This is a genomic window from Streptomyces manipurensis (assembly GCF_049570255.1).
Taxonomy (GTDB): Bacteria; Actinomycetota; Actinomycetes; order Streptomycetales; family Streptomycetaceae; genus Streptomyces; species Streptomyces manipurensis.
Map to the genome: position 1 here is coordinate 19,586 of NZ_CP186950.1, position 15,241 is coordinate 34,826.

11 protein-coding genes are annotated in these 15,241 nt (G+C 74.9%); 2 read left to right on the forward strand and 9 right to left on the reverse strand.

Annotation, left to right across the window (positions count from 1 at the left end):
- Window positions 1-101: 101 nt before the first annotated feature.
- The 3 genes from ACPU2J_RS00140 to ACPU2J_RS00150 are packed head-to-tail and all read right to left on the reverse strand — an operon-like array spanning window position 102 to window position 3,474.
- Window positions 102-344: a hypothetical protein gene (locus ACPU2J_RS00140; RefSeq protein WP_423832397.1), complete on the reverse strand. Its 243-nt coding sequence runs from the start codon at window positions 342-344 to the stop codon at window positions 102-104.
- A complete protein-coding gene (locus tag ACPU2J_RS00145) occupies window positions 341-1,915 on the reverse strand; it encodes an acyl-CoA carboxylase subunit beta (RefSeq protein ID WP_365081989.1) in 1,575 nt (524 codons plus the stop codon). The genes ACPU2J_RS00140 and ACPU2J_RS00145 overlap by 4 nt, the downstream gene beginning before the upstream one ends.
- A complete protein-coding gene (locus tag ACPU2J_RS00150) occupies window positions 1,912-3,474 on the reverse strand; it encodes an aminotransferase class V-fold PLP-dependent enzyme (RefSeq protein ID WP_423832398.1) in 1,563 nt (520 codons plus the stop codon). The genes ACPU2J_RS00145 and ACPU2J_RS00150 overlap by 4 nt, the downstream gene beginning before the upstream one ends.
- A gap of 345 nt (window positions 3,475-3,819) precedes the next feature.
- Here ACPU2J_RS00150 and ACPU2J_RS00155 point away from each other — a divergent pair, with 345 nt between their 5' ends.
- A complete protein-coding gene (locus ACPU2J_RS00155) occupies window positions 3,820-4,005 on the forward strand; it encodes a hypothetical protein (RefSeq protein WP_423832399.1) in 186 nt (61 codons plus the stop codon).
- 145 nt (window positions 4,006-4,150) lie between these two features.
- A complete protein-coding gene (locus ACPU2J_RS00160) occupies window positions 4,151-4,972 on the forward strand; it encodes an AfsR/SARP family transcriptional regulator (protein WP_420078039.1) in 822 nt (273 codons plus the stop codon).
- A 695-nt stretch (window positions 4,973-5,667) separates the two neighbouring features.
- Here the strand turns inward: ACPU2J_RS00160 and ACPU2J_RS00165 are convergent.
- From ACPU2J_RS00165 to ACPU2J_RS00190, 6 genes are all read right to left on the reverse strand, one after another.
- Entirely contained in the window at window positions 5,668-6,633 is a 966-nt protein-coding gene (locus ACPU2J_RS00165; protein ID WP_420078040.1) for an SRPBCC family protein, read from the reverse strand.
- A gap of 65 nt (window positions 6,634-6,698) precedes the next feature.
- Entirely contained in the window at window positions 6,699-8,099 is a 1,401-nt protein-coding gene (locus ACPU2J_RS00170) for a helix-turn-helix domain-containing protein (protein ID WP_423832400.1), read from the reverse strand.
- A 2,156-nt stretch (window positions 8,100-10,255) separates the two neighbouring features.
- Complete coding sequence (locus ACPU2J_RS00175; protein WP_420078042.1) at window positions 10,256-10,960, reverse strand: ScbR family autoregulator-binding transcription factor; 705 nt, start codon at window positions 10,958-10,960, stop codon at window positions 10,256-10,258.
- A gap of 132 nt (window positions 10,961-11,092) precedes the next feature.
- Window positions 11,093-12,112, reverse strand: coding sequence for an AfsR/SARP family transcriptional regulator (locus ACPU2J_RS00180; RefSeq protein WP_420078043.1), 1,020 nt, complete (start codon window positions 12,110-12,112; stop codon window positions 11,093-11,095).
- A 248-nt stretch (window positions 12,113-12,360) separates the two neighbouring features.
- Window positions 12,361-13,026: a ScbR family autoregulator-binding transcription factor gene (locus tag ACPU2J_RS00185; protein ID WP_423832401.1), complete on the reverse strand. Its 666-nt coding sequence runs from the start codon at window positions 13,024-13,026 to the stop codon at window positions 12,361-12,363.
- A gap of 1,484 nt (window positions 13,027-14,510) precedes the next feature.
- Window positions 14,511-15,194, reverse strand: coding sequence for a ScbR family autoregulator-binding transcription factor (locus ACPU2J_RS00190; protein ID WP_420078045.1), 684 nt, complete (start codon window positions 15,192-15,194; stop codon window positions 14,511-14,513).
- Window positions 15,195-15,241 lie beyond the last annotated feature (47 nt).

The following is a 15,241-nucleotide window of genomic DNA, read 5'->3' on the forward strand; positions in this document are numbered from 1 at the left end:
CGCCCGTCGTGTGGTCCCCAGGGTGGGGCAGGCAACTCGTGGCGTGGCGGAAAGGTGATGGAGGCGGGCCCCCGGTGCGGGCGGGGTGGGGTGGGTTGGGGTCAGTGGGGGCGCCAGCTGCCGGGGCGGGGGCCCCGGGCGGGCGGGGTCCGGTCCCAGGTGGCCGGTGGTGGGGGCGGGGTGGCCGGTGGTGGGGCGGGGGCGGATTGCAGGAGGGCGGTCAGGACGGCGAGGACGGCTGCGGTCTCCTCCGCCTCCAGGCGGGGCCCGCGGATCCGGAAGGCCGCCGGCACGGGAGGTGTGGGGGGTGTGGGGGGCGTCGGGTGCGCCTGGGGGCTGCTCATACGGGCGGGTTGCCGTGCTTGCGGGACGGCAGGTCGGCGTATTTGGGGCGGAGCATGGCGAGGGCTGCCACGAGGGCCTCGCGGGTGCGGGCGGGGTCGATGACGTCGTCGACGAGGCCGCGTTCGGCCGCGTAGTAGGGGTGCATGAGTTCGGCGGTGTATTCCTTGATCTTCTGTGCGCGCATGGCGTCGGGGTCGGCGGCGGCGGCGATCTCGCGGCGGAAGACGACGTTCGCGGCGCCTTCGGCGCCCATGACGGCGATCTCGTTGGTGGGCCAGGCCAGTGCGAGGTCGGCGCCGATGGAGCGGGAGTCCATGACGATGTAGGCGCCGCCGTAGGCCTTGCGCAGGACCAGGGAGATCCGCGGGACGGTGGCGTTGCAGTAGGCGTAGAGGAGTTTGGCGCCGTGGCGGATGATGCCGCCGTGTTCCTGGTCGACGCCGGGCAGGAAGCCGGGGACGTCGACGAGGGTGACCAGGGGGATGTTGAAGGCGTCGCAGAACTGCACGAAGCGGGCGGCTTTTTCGCTGGCGTGGATGTCGAGGACGCCGGCGAGGTGGGCGGGCTGGTTGGCGACGAAGCCGGTGACGTGGCCGTCCATGCGGGCGAGTGTGCACACGACGTTGGCGGCCCAGGCGGGCTGGACCTCGAAGTGGTCGCCGTCGTCGACGATTTCCTCGATGACGTGGCGGATGTCGTAGGACTGCTGGGGGTTGGCGGGGACGATCGCGGACAGGGCGGGGGTGGGCCGGTCGGCGGGGTCGTCGGCCTGCTCGTGCGGGGGTGTCTGGCGGTTGTTGGCGGGGAGCAGGGACAGCAGGTGGCGTACGTCTTCCAGGCAGCCGGGTTCGTCCTCGTAGGCGAAGGCGGCGACTCCGGAGACGGTGGCGTGGACGTCGGCGCCGCCGAGGCCGTTGTGGGTGATCTCCTCGCCGGTGACGGCGCGGACGACGTCGGGTCCGGTGATGAACATCTGGGAGGTGTCGCGGACCATGAAGACGAAGTCGGTGAGGGCGGGTGAGTAGGCGGCGCCGCCGGCGCAGGGGCCGAGCATGACGGAGATCTGCGGGATGACGCCGGAGGCCTTGGTGTTGCGCTGGAAGATGCCGCCGTAGCCGGCGAGGGCGGAGACGCCTTCCTGGATGCGGGCGCCGGCGCCGTCGTTGAGGGAGACCAGCGGGGCTCCGGCGGCGAGGGCCATGTCCATCACCTTGTGGATCTTCTCGGCGTGGGCTTCGCCGAGGGCGCCGCCGAAGATGCGGAAGTCGTGGGCGAAGACGAACACGGTGCGGCCCTCGACGGTGCCCCAGCCGGTGACGACGCCGTCGGTGTAGGGCTTCTTGGTCTCCAGGCCGAAGCCGGTGGCGCGGTGGCGGCGCAGTGCTTCGATCTCCTGGAAGGATCCGGCGTCCAGGAGCAGGCCGATGCGTTCGCGGGCGGTGAGTTTGCCTCTGGCGTGCTGGCGTTCGGTGGCGCGTTCGTCGGGGCCGGCGATCGCGTGGGCCTTGAGGGCGGCCAGTTCCGCGGTGCGGTCCAGGGCGCGTACGGGTGGGGCGTCGCTGATGGTCATCGCTGTCCTCCTGGTGGTGGGTGGGGGGTGGTGTCGTGGTCGGCCCGGTGCAGGGTGAGGTGGCCGCGCCGTCCCGCGGTGCGGGTGCGGCGGGGGGCGGGTGCCGGGGTGCGGGGGCGGTGCCCGCCGCCGGAGGCCGTGGGGGTGGCCGGGGTGGGGGTGGCGAGGGCGGGGACCGCGGCGAGGGAGGGGGCGGTGCGGGTGCCGGGACCGGCGGAGCCGGGGTCGGCAGGGAAGGCGGGGAGGGCGGGGAGGGCGGGGAGGGCGGGGAGGGCTGCTGCGGGGGCGGGGACGCTGCGGAGCGCGGGGGTGCTGCGGAGCGCGGGGGTGGCGGTGGTGCGGGGGGTGGGGAGGGTGCGTACGGGGGCCGGGGTGGGGGTGGCGGGGCGGGCGGGTGGGGTGCGGGGGGTGGGGAGGGCGGGGGCGGTGGGTGGGGTGCGGGGGTGGGGGGTGGGGTGGGTGTGTGCGTGGAGTACCTCGGTCAGGGTGTGTGCCAGGCGGTCGATGTCGTGTGCGGTGGTGGCGGGGTGGAGGCTGGCGTGGAGGGCGGGTGCTCCGGTGCGGGAGGCCGGGTGCAGGGGGTGCTCGTGGGCGACGGTCTTGGACAGGAGCACCGCGCGGCGTGCCAGGGCGTGGCGCAGGGTGCCGGCGTCGAGGTGGTCGTGGCGGAAGGCGAGGATGCCGGCCTGGCGGGTTCCGGTGGGGAGCAGGGTGATGCCGGGGATGCGGGCGAGGGCGGCGCGCAGGCGGGGCAGGTGGTCGGTGTGGGGGTGGGTGGCGGCGGGGGTGTGGTGGGTGAGGGTGTCGGCCAGGGCGGTGACGGCGGTGGGGTGGGGTGCGGGGGGCGGGGTGCTGCCGGCGGGGGCGCCCGGTTGGGGGGTGGTGTAGGCGATTCCGGTGTCCGGGGGGCCGTTGAGGAAGCGGAAGGCGTCGGCGGTGAGGAGGTGGCAGCCGGTGGCGGCGGCGTCCAGGGGCAGCAGGCCGGCGGAGTGGGAGGCGTCGAGGGCGTAGCGGGCGCGGTGGGGGGCCAGGAGGCGGCCGATGGCGGTGACGGGGTTGACGGTTCCGCAGGCCGGTGAGAGGTGGGCGACGGAGACGAGGGCGACGTCGTCGTCGAGGTGGTGGCGCATCCAGTCCAGGTCGAGGTCGCCGTCGGGGCGCAGGGGGACGACTTCCAGGCGGCAGCGGGTGCGGTCGCGCAGGGTGTGCAGGGTGTGCAGGCGGGCGACGCTTTCGTGGGGTGTGGTCCAGATGCGGTCGCGGGGGGTGAGGGGGGTGTCGCGGACGAGGGTGTCGAAGGTGTCGTCCGCGCCGGTGGTGAGGTGGGTGTGGGTGGCGGGGACGCCCCAGAGGCGGCCGAGGTGGGTGCGGGCGCGGGTGTGCGGGTCCTCGTCTGCGGTGGGGTGGTGGGGTGTTGCGGTGCCGTGGTGGTGGTCGTGTGCGGTGGTGTGGTGGGCGGGCTCGGCTGCCGTGTGCGGTGTGGGGGCGGTGCGGGCGGTGTCGAGGCGGACCGTGGGTGGTGCGGTGCGGGCCGGTGCGGTGCGGGTGGGTGCGTCCATGGGTGGGGCCTCCCTCCGGGGGATGTCGGGGCGTGGGGTCCACGGCCGTTGGATTACCAGTGGTTGCCAATCGGCTTGGCAATACATTGCCGAGCATTTCCCGGTGTTGGCAATATCGGTGGGTGTCGGCTCAGGCGAGACTCGAGTTCCGTTCTCGTTGGCAACTCCCGGCAATGCCGTTTCGGGTTTCGTTCCGGTGGGATGCGGTGCAGGTCGGGGGTGTTGTCGCGGGTTTCTCCAGGCGTTTTCGAGTGGTTGACGAGCGGATCGCGAGCGGTCGGCGTCAGTCTTCTTGGCAGAGGACTTGCCAAGAACGAATCACAGGGTTGCCACGGAGGAGTCGTCATGAAGAACGTCGTTCGCGTTGTTGCCACTGCTGCTCTGGCCTGCGCTGCCGTGCTGGCCGCTGGGGGTGGCGCGCAGGCCGGTGAGCCCATCGACTGGCCTGTCGTGCCGCGGGCCGCGGCGGGGCCGGCCGTGGCCGACGGTGGGGCGGGCGGGGCGCAGGGAGCGCGGATCGACTGGCCGTGACCGAAGACGGCTCGAAATCCGGTAGAGGAAAGAGATGGAATACCTCCACCCCGGCTAGCGTGCGCGGCACGGGGGCATTTCCTTCGCCACCGGTGGCAGAAAATGCCGGGTGACCGGGTGAATCGACGAGTGCGGAGGGGAGACCGTGAGGATTCAGGTTCTGGGTCCGTTGAGTGCCGAGGTCAACGGGGGATCCATCGTTCCGACCGCGGGAAAGCCGAGACAGGTGCTGTCGCTGCTCTCGCTGTATCCCGGACGTGTCATACCCGTCCCCACCCTCATGGAGGAGATCTGGGGGACGCAGCCGCCGCAGAGCGCGCTGACCACGTTGCAGACCTACATCCTGCAGTTGCGGCGGCGGCTGGGCACCGCGATGGGGCCGGGCTCCCCCGGCGGTGCCAAGGAGGTGCTGGCCACCCGGCACGGCGGCTATCTGCTGCAGGTGCCCGAGGACAGTGTCGACGTGCACGACTACGAGCGTCTGGTGCGCGAGGGGCAGGCGGCTTTCGAGTCCGGTGACGACCAGGTGTGCGCGGGCCGGCTGCGGCAGGCGCTGGAGCTGTGGCGGGGGCCCGCGCTGGTCGACGTACGGGTGGGGCCGATCCTCGACATCGAGGTGATGCGGCTGGAGGAGAGCCGGCTGATGACGGTCGAGCGGCGCATCGACGCCGATCTGCGGCTGGGCCGGCACAGTGAGCTGATCGCGGAACTCACGGATCTGACCGCCCGTCATCCGCAGCACGAGGGGCTGCACTCCCAGGTGATGGTGGCTCTGTACCGTTCGGGGCGGCAGGCCACCGCGCTGGATGTGTACCGCAGGCTGCGGGCCCGTCTCATCGAGGACCTGGGGGTGGAGCCCTCGCCGCAGCTGCAGCGGCTGCATCAGGCGATGCTGGCGGTCGATCCGGCGCTGGACGTGCTCGCCGGGCCGCGGCACACCTCGACGTTCGACCTGTTCGCGGCCTGAGAGCGCTCCCGGCCGACACGGCCGGACGCCCCGGCCGCCCGCCCCCGCGCAGATGCGCGGGGTGAGGCGGCCGGGGCGTTCGCGTGTCCGGGGCGGGGTGGTGGTGGGGCGGCCTGCGTGGGGCTCCGCGGCAACGGCGCGGGGCGGGGCGGGCGTTCGCCGTCTGTGGTACGGGTGCCTGCCGGGGGCGGGGGCGGCGCGGGCGGGGCGGCGTCCGTACGGCGCACGGCCCCGGGCGCGACGCGGGCGCGGCCCGGCCCGGGAACGGGCGCTGCGGGGCGGGGCCGTGGGCCCGTCCGGCCGTCGGCTGCGGGAGGTCCCGTGCCGCCCGGGTGGTGTCTCCTGCGGGCGTGCGCGCCCGGGGCGGTCGCGGCGGGTGGGGAGCCAGGGTTGTACGGGGCCGTGGGAAGCCGGGGTTGTACGGGGCGGGCCGGGGGTGCGCGGGGGGTGAGGCCGTACGGGTTCGTCCGGGCGTGGGGTGGTGGGGGCGTGGGGCGTTGGGCGGGGCCCGTCGCGGGGTGGCGGGAGTGGTGGGGGTGGTGGGGGTGGTGACGGGGGGCTGTCGTCGGGGTCGGGCCGGATCCGGGGGTGGCGGGTGCGGTCGCGGGGCGGAGGAGGGTGTCGGCGGGCGGTGTCGGCGGGGGCCGGTGTGGTGGGGATGTGTGCCGGGCGGGTCTGGCCGGGGTGAGGGGGTGTCAGTGCAGGCGGCGTACGGCGGTGCGGGCTCGCCAGGTGGCCAGGCGCAGGGTGTCGGTGGTGGTGCGGCCGAGGCGGGTGCGCAGGTGGTGGCGGGTGCGGGCGAGTTCGGCGGTGGTGGCGGGGGTGTGCGGGTGGGTGGGGGTGGGGTGGTGGAGCAGGATCTGCTGGGCGCAGGTGACGGTGGTGCCGGTGGCGTGGGGGGTCAGGGACCATTCGCCGGTGTGTGCGGCGATGGGGGCGGGGGTGGTGAGTTCCTTGAAGACGATGCGGGTGGCGGCGGGGAAGCACAGCCGGACGGTGCGGGTGGTGGTGGGCAGGCCGTCGGGGCCGGTGGTCTCCAGGGTGGCGAGCTGGATGCCGGGGGTGTCCTCGGTGACGTCGGCGAGGTCGATGTGGGGGGTGCGGTCGGGCCAGTGCCGGATGTGGTGGAGGAAGTCGTAGACGACTTCTGCGGGGCCGTCGAGGTGGACGGTGTCGTGGAAGGAGAGCAGGAGTTCGTCGAGGTGGGGGTGGTGTTCGGCGAGCCGGGTGAGGCGGGCCAGGAGGCTGTCGGTGCCGGCGTCGGGGCCGGTTTCGGGGCCGGTTTCGGGGTGGGGTTCGGTGGGGTGTTGCTGGTGGAGGGTGAGGCGGGTGCGGCTGTCGCCGTCGGGGTGGACGGTCCAGGTGCCGGTGGTGGGTGTGCCGGGGCGGGTGGTGTCCTGGCGGGTGTGGGTGATGGTGCGGGTGCGGGGGTCCAGGGTGCGCTGGAGGCGGTGGGAGCGGATGTGTCCGCCGGGGGTGAGGTCCCAGGTGCGCAGGCGTTCGCGGGTGCCGTCGAAGTCGATGCGTTCGACGTGGACGGGGTCGGGCAGCAGCAGGGGCCAGCGTTCGGCGTCGGCGAGGAGGCGGTAGACCGTGTCGGCGGGGGCGGCGATGGACACGGTCCGCGTGCTGCTGCTGGTGCGGGTGCGCTGCGGGGGCACGGCGGGCACCTTCCCCTGGGTGTGTGGGTGGTGGCCCAGCCTGCACCAGGGGACTTGAGGCTGCCTCAACCCCCCAGGGCGGGGGCGGCGGGGGTGCGGGTGTGGCCGTTGCGGGCCGGGGCGGGGGTGGTGTGGGTGGCGGGGTCGGGGGCGGCCGGGAGGGCTGCCGGGTGGGCCGGGAGGGGTGCCGGGTGGGCCGGGTGGGGTGCCGGGTGGGCCGGGAGGGGTGCCGGGTGGGCCGGGTGGGGTGTGGGGTGGGGGTGGCCGGCTTCGGTGAGGGCGTCGGCCAGGACGCGCCAGATCTCGGCGGCGAGGTCGATGTTGGCGTCGGCGTGGGCTTGTTGGGCCAGGGTGCGCAGTCCCTGGATGCCGCTGGGGTCGCCGGCGAGGATGAGCAGCCGGTGGCGCAGGATCTCCAGGCGGACCTGGCCGCGGTAGGTCATGCGGGGCTGGTCGGCGGCGAGTTGGCCCAGGAGGGTGCGGGCGTCGTCGTAGCGGCCGGTGGCGTAGGCGAGGTCGGCTTTGAGGGCGGTGAGGTCCTGGCGCAGGGCGGGGGTGCCGGCGAAGGCGAGGGCGGCTTCGGCTTCTTCCGCGCGGTGCTGTGCCTGTGGGGGGTCGGCGGGGGTCTTTTGCAGGTGCAGGCGTCCGGCGGCCAGGCGCAGCCGGATCCACAGGGTGAGGTCTTCCTGGCTGCTGAAGCGGTCGAGGGCGTCGTCGAGGCAGGTCTGGGCTCCGTGGTGGTCGCCCTGGTGCATGCGGATGGCGGCGGCGGTCCACATGGCTTCGGCCCACAGGGCGTCGTGGCGGCCCTGGACGAGGGTGGTGAGTGCGTCGGCGTGGGTGCGGGCTTCGGCGGTGCGGCCGGCTTCGGCCTGTACGGATACCAGGGCGAGCAGGGCGGTGGCCCGGTCCTCGGTGCCGAGGTGGTCGTGGAGGGCGATGCGGTGGGCTTCGACGGCGGCGTCGAGGGCGGGGGTGATCTCGCCGACGGAGCGCAGGCAGCGGGCGAGGCGGGTGAGGCCGCGGACGCGGAGTTCGGGGACGCCGACTTCTTCGCCGAGGGCGACCAGGCGGGTGAGGTGGTCGCGTTCGAGGGTGTGGTCGCCCTGGGTGCGGGCGGCGCGGGCCAGGAGCCAGAGGGCCTGCCAGCGCAGGACGGGGCTTTCGTGGCCTTCGGCGGCCAGGGCCTGACCGAGGGCGTGGGCGGCGTCGGGTGATCCGGTGGAGGCGGCGAGGGTGAGGGCGTGGGCGAGGGAGCCGGTGGCGGGTTCGGCGAAGTCTGCGGGGGTGAGGCCGAGCCGGCCGGCGAGGTAGTCGACGGCGCGGTCGGTGGGCTGGCGGGCGCCGGATTCCAGGCGGGAGAGGTAGCCGGTGGACATGCCCTGGCCGGCCAGGGCCGTCTGGGACAGGTTCCGGGCCAGCCGGAGCTTTCTCAGGCGCTGTCCGAAGGCGGGCTGTCGCAGCATGAGGTTCCCCGGGGGTCGGCGGGCAAGGAATCTGTCGGGAGCGGGCACCGAGCGTAGGGTCGGGGGCAAGGGGCGGGCAAACCTTTGCCATGGTTTCCGGGGTGTCTCTCGTGCGTTCCTGGTGTGTTCCTCGTGCGGGGCTGAGGCGTGTCTCGTGCGGGTGTGGTGGGTTCTTCGAGTGGTTCTCGACCGTGGCGAGGCAGACTCTCCACCGTCCGTGGCCGGTGCCCGGCCGCGGGGTCCTGGCTCGTGACGTGTTCCCGGCGCCCCTTGGAGTCGACGATGAGGCCATCGGTGTGTGCATCCGGCGTGGTGAGCGCGGTGGGCGCGGCGGCGGCGGTTGCGCCGGGCAGGGCCCGGGGCGGGTGTCCGGCGGTGTGGCCGGGCGGGTTCCCGGGTGCGGTGACGGCGGCGCGGTCGGCGGTGCGGGGCGGGTGCGGGGTCGGGGTTGCGGCGGTGCTCCCGGACGACGACATCGGCTGGCCCTGACGCTCCGTCGCCCGGGGCCGGGAACCCGCGGCGTGCCCCCTGCGCCCTGTGTCCCGTGCCCTGCGGCGTGCGTCCTGCGTCCTGCGTCGGCAGTGACCGGGGCGGGGTGTGTCGGGCGGGCGAGCGCGGGCCGACGGCGGCGCGGCACTGGAGGCGCGGACGACGCCCGGGGTGCCCGGGCGGGAGCGCTGTGATCAGCCGGGGTACCGGGGCCGGGCCGCCCGGGATCGGGGGCGGGGCTGTGGCCCGGCCGCAGCATCGGGCTCCTCCCCCAGGGTGACGGTACGGCTGCTGCCCCGCTCAGCCGTGTCCCGGCGCCCGGGGCTGCCCTGCCGGAAGGCACGCGACCGCATCCGGGGGGGGTACGGGCCGAACACCACCGGCGTACGGGGAGCCGGTACTGGTCGGTCGCCCGCGGCGGCCACGGCGACTCCCCCGGCCGGGGCTCCGGCATGACCGGGCCTCAGGAAGAGCTGGTGGCCGGCGGCAGCCGCCGGCGCAGGCAGCCGGGAGCGGGTCTGTGAAAGGTGCGGGAGCCGGTCGGCGAGACAAGGGCGCGGTACGGGCGGGAGCGGGCCGGCGCGGCCGCGGGGAGCGGGGCGCGGTGACCGGCCATCGGGAGGGGAGGTGTCGGTGCGGGCGTCAGGACCGGCCGGGGACGGAAGCAGGGGGGGCTGGGGGTGTGGCAGGCCGGATCGTTCGTGAAGTACGGGCTGCACGGCCGGCAGGCACCCATCTCCGCATCCGCCGGGCCAGATCCGTCGAACACGGCAGCCCCCTCGACACTCCACCGGCCCCTCCCCCACCGGGCACGAGCCGGAGCCGCCCATGGGCGGGTGACCGGCCGACAGGCAAGGCGGGCAGGAGGCTCCGTCAGGTCCGGGGACGGGAGCAGGCCCGGCAGGGGCAGGGCGCAGTACGGGCTGGTGCGGACGGGGGCCGCAGGGCCCGGGTCGTACCGGTGGGGGGCTGCGCGCCAGGGCGTGGGGAGGCCCGGGCCGCGCGGTCGGGGAACCTGCGGCATGCCTCGTACGGATCCGTTGCGCCGGCGGGACGGGACCGGCTGCGGGCAGGCGGCCCGTTCCCGAGCGGGCGCAGGAGCCGAAAGGCGGCCGCGGGCGGGCGGCAGCGGGCGGCGGGGAGCGAGCCTGTGGCGGCCGGCCCGGCCTGGGCCGGGGCGGAGCGGGCCGGGGCGGAGCAGGGTGGGCCGGGGCGGGCCCGGAGCGGAGCGGAGCGGGCCGGGCCAGCCCGGGCGGAGCGGGGTGGCGTGCGTGCCGGGGGCTGGGTGAGTCCGGGGTGGCACGGTGGGAGTGCGTCCGGGTACGGGGGTCCGGGCAGCACGCGTGGGCACCGTGCCAGGGACGGCGGCAGGCGGCAGGCGGCAGGGGCCGGACGGCAGGCGAAGGGCCGCGGGCTGTCGGCCGTGGGCTGCCGGGCAACCCGGGTGCGGGCGGCGGCGGGGTGGCCCGGGCAAGTGGAGGGAATGCTTCGGGGCTGGTTGCCGGGCCGCCGAAGGCGGGCCGGGTCCGCAGGGGCGGCCGGGGCGGGGGTGGTGCCCCTCCCCGTGCGGCCCGGGGGCTCGTCCGGCCGGACGGGGAGGGAGTCGATGGCGGCGGCGGTGTCGGTGGCGGTGAGGGTGGTGCGGGTGTGTGGTGTGTGTCCGGGGGTTACCAGCCGATGCGTGCGGCTTCCGCCTCGATGAGTTCGGCGCCGGTGCGGTAGTGGTGTTCGCGTCCGGCGGGTACGAGGCCGGGCAGCAGCAGGGTCCACAGTGCCGCGACTTTCCTGCGCAGTTCGCCGTAGGACATGCCGGTTCCCGCCATGGTCTCGATGCCGCAGGCCGCTGCCTGGACCAGGGCCTGGGCGCTTTCCCAGGTGCGGCCGGAGGCGGGCAGTTCCCCGGCGTCGCGGGCCAGGCGCAGCAGGGTGCAGACGGCGGAGAGCCAGGCGGCGTGGAAGTCGACGACGACCGGCCGGGTGCCGGCGCAGGCGCGGGGCGGGGTGCCGGCGCCGGTGCCGCATTCCTTGGTGATGCGGAAGCTGGCGGGGATGGCCGGTTCCTCGTGGAGGTTCCAGGCGAGCCAGTGGGTGATGTCGATCAGGGCCTGCAGCGGGGAGAGTCCGTCCTCGCGCAGGGCGCGCACGGCGTCGTCCAGGAGGGCGCTGCCGCGTTGCTGGACGGCTTCGGCGAGTTCTTCCTTGGACGCGAAGTGGAAGTACAGCGCGCCTTTTGTCACTCCGGCCGCGGCGGCGATCTCGCCGAGGGTGGCGTGGGCGTATCCGTTGCGGTGGAACATTTCCGCTCCGGCCCACACCAGTCGCCTCCGGGTACGTTCGGACCTTTCCTGCACCGCGCCCTCTCCTCTCGCCACCGACTGGCTCCCCCGGATCGTCCCCCGGTTCGTCTCCCCCGGTTCGTCTCCCCGGGTTCGTCTCCTCCCGGCTGCCCGCCCGGGAGGCAACCGGGTGTTGGGCCCGGGGAGTTGGACGTGCCGTCGCGTTCTTCAGACGCGGACGAGGCGTTCGCCGCCGGGCTCGGCGTGGGTCTCGGCCGGGTTCTCGGGGCCGGCCATCAGGATGGAGCGCTGCAGGCGCCTGAGGGCCACGGAGGGTTCCAGGCCCAGTTCGCGCACGAGGGTGGCGCGCAGCCGCTGGTAGACGTCGAGTGCTTCGCCGCGGCGGCCGGAGCGGTGCAGGGCGAGCATGAACTGTCCGTGGAGGTTTTCGTGGGTGCGGTAGCGGGTGACCAGCACGGTGAGTTCGGCGAGGAGTTCGCGGTGGCGGCCCAGGCGCAGGTCGGCTTCGATGCGCTGGTCCAGGGCGCACAGCCGGGTTTCTTCCAGGCGGCGGGTTTCCATGTCGAGCTGGACGCCGCCGGGGACGTCGGCGAAGGCGGGGCCGGACCACAGGGCGAGGGCTTCGCGCAGCAGGCGGGCCGCGCCGGGGAAGTCGCCTGCGTCCATGGCGCGGTAGCCGGTCCCGGCGAGGCGGTCGAACTCGCGGACGTCGAGGGTTCCCCCGCCGCTGTTGAGGAGGTATCCGCCGGGGAGGGTGACCAGGATGTCCTTGGCCGTCCGCTGCCCCCCACCCCCGCTGCCCCCACTGCCGCTGCCGGTGTTGCCGCCGGCTCTGCGGTGGGCGGGGTGGCCGTAGCCCCCGGCAGCCGCGCGCAGGCCGTCGGTACGCATCACGTCCGTGCGGCCGGCGGCGGTGAGGGCGGTGACGCCGTCGCCCGTGAGGCCGTCGCCGTCCTCGACGGTGGGGCCGGCGGGGGTGCGGGCGGCCGCGGTCTCCAGGGCGGTCGCGATCAGTGCCCGTAACTGCAGGACGTAGGTCTGCAGGGTGGTACGGGCACTGCGCGGCGGTTCCCCCGCCCACAGCTCCTCTATCAGCGCCGACACGGGCACCACCTGGTCGGCGTGCAGCGCCAGGAGCGCCAGGACCTGCCGGGGCTTGGGGGCGGTCGGCGTGATGGAGACTCCGTTCTCCCGCACGGCCAACGCGCCCAGTACATCGATGTCCACGTTGTACTCCCCTGTCCTTGGATGAGTCGCACAGCCAGTAGAAAACAGGACCGACGGTTTGTCAATATCAAACCGGTCGCGCTGTTTTGGCGGTCGAAAGTGTCCGACAGGTCGTCACAATGCGGCTGTGAGCTGGGAGTTGTGGGCGCAGGTGAGGCAGCCCGGGGGCGCTGCGGGGGCTCGAGCGGGGCTTGACGCGGGCCGGAGCGGGGTGCGGAAGCCGGGTTTTCCCGCCGGAAAGAGACCGTTCAGTCTTCTCTGTGGGGGGTGCGGGGGATGCCGGCGGGGGGCGGGGTGCCGCCGGGCAGCAGGGCGTCCAGGACGGCGGGGGCGGCCAGGCGCGGCAGCAGCAGGGCCCAGATCCGGGTGAGGGTGCGGGGGTGGACCCATTCCGCGTCACCGGCGCCGAGGACCTCCAGCCCCACGGTGGCGGCCACCACCACCCGGGCGGCGTCCCGCGGCAGCAGGCCCTCGGCCAGACAGCCCTCACGGGCCGCGGCCGCCATGGTCTCCTCCACCCAGCGGCGCCACTGCCGGCGCAGGTCCACCCCGCCGCCGAACGCCGGGTCCGCGCACAGCCCGAAACCGGCCCGCACCACCACATCACCCGCCAGCAGGGCCGTCAGCGCATGCGTGGAATCCACCAGCACCTGCAGGGAGTTCACCCCCGCCGCGGCCGCCGCCCCTCCCGCGACCGCCGTCACCTGCCGCAGCACCTGCGCGGCCCGGTCCTGAACCGCCCCCGCCAGAACGGGCTTGCTCGCGAAATGGAAATGCAGCCCCCCGGCACTGATGCCCGCATGCCGGCTGACCGCCGCGATCGACGCGGTGACATACCCCTGCTCGGCGAACACCTCCGCCGCGGCACGCACCAGGGCTTCCCGCGTACGCTCACCGCGTTCCTGCTTGACCATGGACACTCCACAAACCGCCAACGCGGTTTGCACACAAGGGACTGAAGATCTTCGCGGTCCACGGTCGGCCGGTTCACCGGAGCCGCACTCGCGTCCCGCTGGAGCCACACCGGAAACCACCCCACACCACCCACCCCCTACCCGAACCCGACCCAGCCCCACCCCGACACCCCACCCCCCTGGCCCGGGAAGGCCTGGACTGGCGAGGCGAGGCAGAGCGCCTCCGCGCCCAGGACTGGACCGGGCAGGAAGAACGCCTCCCTGGCCGGGACGGGACCAGGCAGGCAGGCAGACGCACAGGCGCAGGCGCAGGCGCAGGCAGGGGTGCAGCCCCGGGCAGGCACGGCCTCGATCCTCCGGCACGGGCTGTCCCCGGCCCCCGGGCCCCGGGAGCGGGCCCCGGGCGCGGGCCGAAGGCCCCGCCGGACCTGGCCGCGCTCCGTGCCTTCCGGCGCGGGGCGGGGAGCTGCCCTGCACGGCATCTCGGCGCAGGCCTGCGCCGGTACGGACCGCCGTACGCGAGCGGCCACCCCACCGGGGCGCAGCCGGACCGAGCCGCGTACCGGCTCTCGCCACAGCCCGGGCACGGCTTCGGACACGGTCTCCACCAGCGCGAACTGCCGTACCGTGAGCCGCCCGTCCCACCGGGACCGCAGCCGGACCGGGCCCCGTACCGGGCCGTCCGCACATGCAGGGCGCGCAGCTCGGCCAGGTCCTCGGGACCGGCACCACCAGCACGGACTGCCGTACGGCCGTACTGCGGGCCGCACACCACACCCGGAGCACCGGCCGCCCGCCTCTCCCCCGCCCCCCTGTCGCCGTGGCGCGAAGCCCACGGCCCCCGCAGGCCCGGCGGCACGCCGCAAGCACCCTCCGCAGGCCACAGGCCCAGTGGCGGCAGGCACAGCGACCGCAGGCCCACCACCAGCCCGACGGCCACAACCCCGAGGCTCCGCCGGCTCGTTGACCTGTGTGAGAACCCGCTGCGGGCACGGGCGGCGGTGGCACGCGGCGCAGGGGGCAGGGGGCAGCGATTCGCAGCGCAGCGGTTCCGGGAGCCCGCACGGCGCCCGGAACCGCGCGGCCGCACAGGGAGCGGGGGATCCACACCCCTGCGGCCGCAGGACCGCACCGAACCGCGACGCACCGCACCGAACCGCGATGGACCGGGCCGCGCCGCGCCGGACCGCGCCGCGCCGGACCGGGGCGGGCCGGGCCGGGCCGGGCCGGATGCCACTGGGCCGGTCGGCCTTCCGGCCGAGAGGCCCGTCGGGCCGGCGCTGTGCGGCTGCTGCGCAGGTGAGCGGCCGGCAGACCCTCAGCGGTACGGGCGCCCGCCCCCGCACGCAACCCCCGTGCAGGAAGGCCTCGTCCGGGCGGCGGTCCCGGGGCTTCCGGGCCCGAAGACCCCGCGCGGGAACGAGGGCTTCCTGCAGGGGGGTTGACGGGCACCGGCCGGGGGCGGGGGAAGGCGGGCCAGGGGGTCAGGAGAGGGCGGGCTGGGGCTGCGGGGGCAGGGCGGCGCTGCCGGGCGTGAGGCCCATCTCGGCGCCGACCCGCTCACCGCGGTCGGCGGCCATGTCCAGGCGGGCCAGAACGGCCGGGGTGGCGATGCTGGGGCAGATGTGCTGGTAGACGGCGGAGACCCGCTCCTCGATGTCGGCCCGGTCGCTGAGGGTCTGGGAGTAGATCTGGGCGCCGGTCCAGCACGCGGACAGGATCCAGGCCGTCTCGGCCGGATCCACGTGCGGCAGGAGCTCGCCCTGCTCCTTGGCCTGCAGCAGCAGCGTCCGGGTGAACTCGATCCACCCCGGCACCGACCCCCCGCCGAAGATGTCACGCATCCCCGGCCCCAGCGAGAGCCGCGCCCCCGCACTCAGCATCGGATCGCGTTTCATCCGGAACGCCAGAACCATCGCCACATCGATGAGTTCCTGCAGCTTGCTCTCCCGGTGCGGGACCCCGCCCTCGGCGAACTGCTCGTCCAGCACACCCTGCGCCAGCTCCTGCTTGGAGGAGAAGTGAAAGTACAGGGCACCCTTGGTGACGCCCGCCCGGGAGAGGATGTCCGCGATCGTCGCAGCGTCATAGCCACGCTCGTCGAAAACCGCCGCCGCCGCTTCCAAGATCGCGCGTCGCGTACGTACCGCACGCTCCTGCCGTGCCACGGGTGCCTCCGTTGTCCATGGGCCGTTGCCTGCGGACCGGTTGCCGC

Bases quoted from the DNA above. Each gene is read 5' to 3' on its own strand.
- ACPU2J_RS00150 (WP_423832398.1), bottom strand. From the start codon at position 3,474: ATGGACGCACCCACCCGCACCGCACCGGCCCGCACCGCACCACCCACG.
- ACPU2J_RS00140 (WP_423832397.1), bottom strand. From the start codon at position 344: ATGAGCAGCCCCCAGGCGCACCCGACGCCCCCCACACCCCCCACACCT.
- ACPU2J_RS00185 (WP_423832401.1), bottom strand. From the start codon at position 13,026: ATGGTCAAGCAGGAACGCGGTGAGCGTACGCGGGAAGCCCTGGTGCGT.
- ACPU2J_RS00170 (WP_423832400.1), bottom strand. From the start codon at position 8,099: ATGCTGCGACAGCCCGCCTTCGGACAGCGCCTGAGAAAGCTCCGGCTG.
- ACPU2J_RS00145 (WP_365081989.1), bottom strand. From the start codon at position 1,915: ATGACCATCAGCGACGCCCCACCCGTACGCGCCCTGGACCGCACCGCG.
- ACPU2J_RS00155 (WP_423832399.1), top strand. From the start codon at position 3,820: ATGAAGAACGTCGTTCGCGTTGTTGCCACTGCTGCTCTGGCCTGCGCT.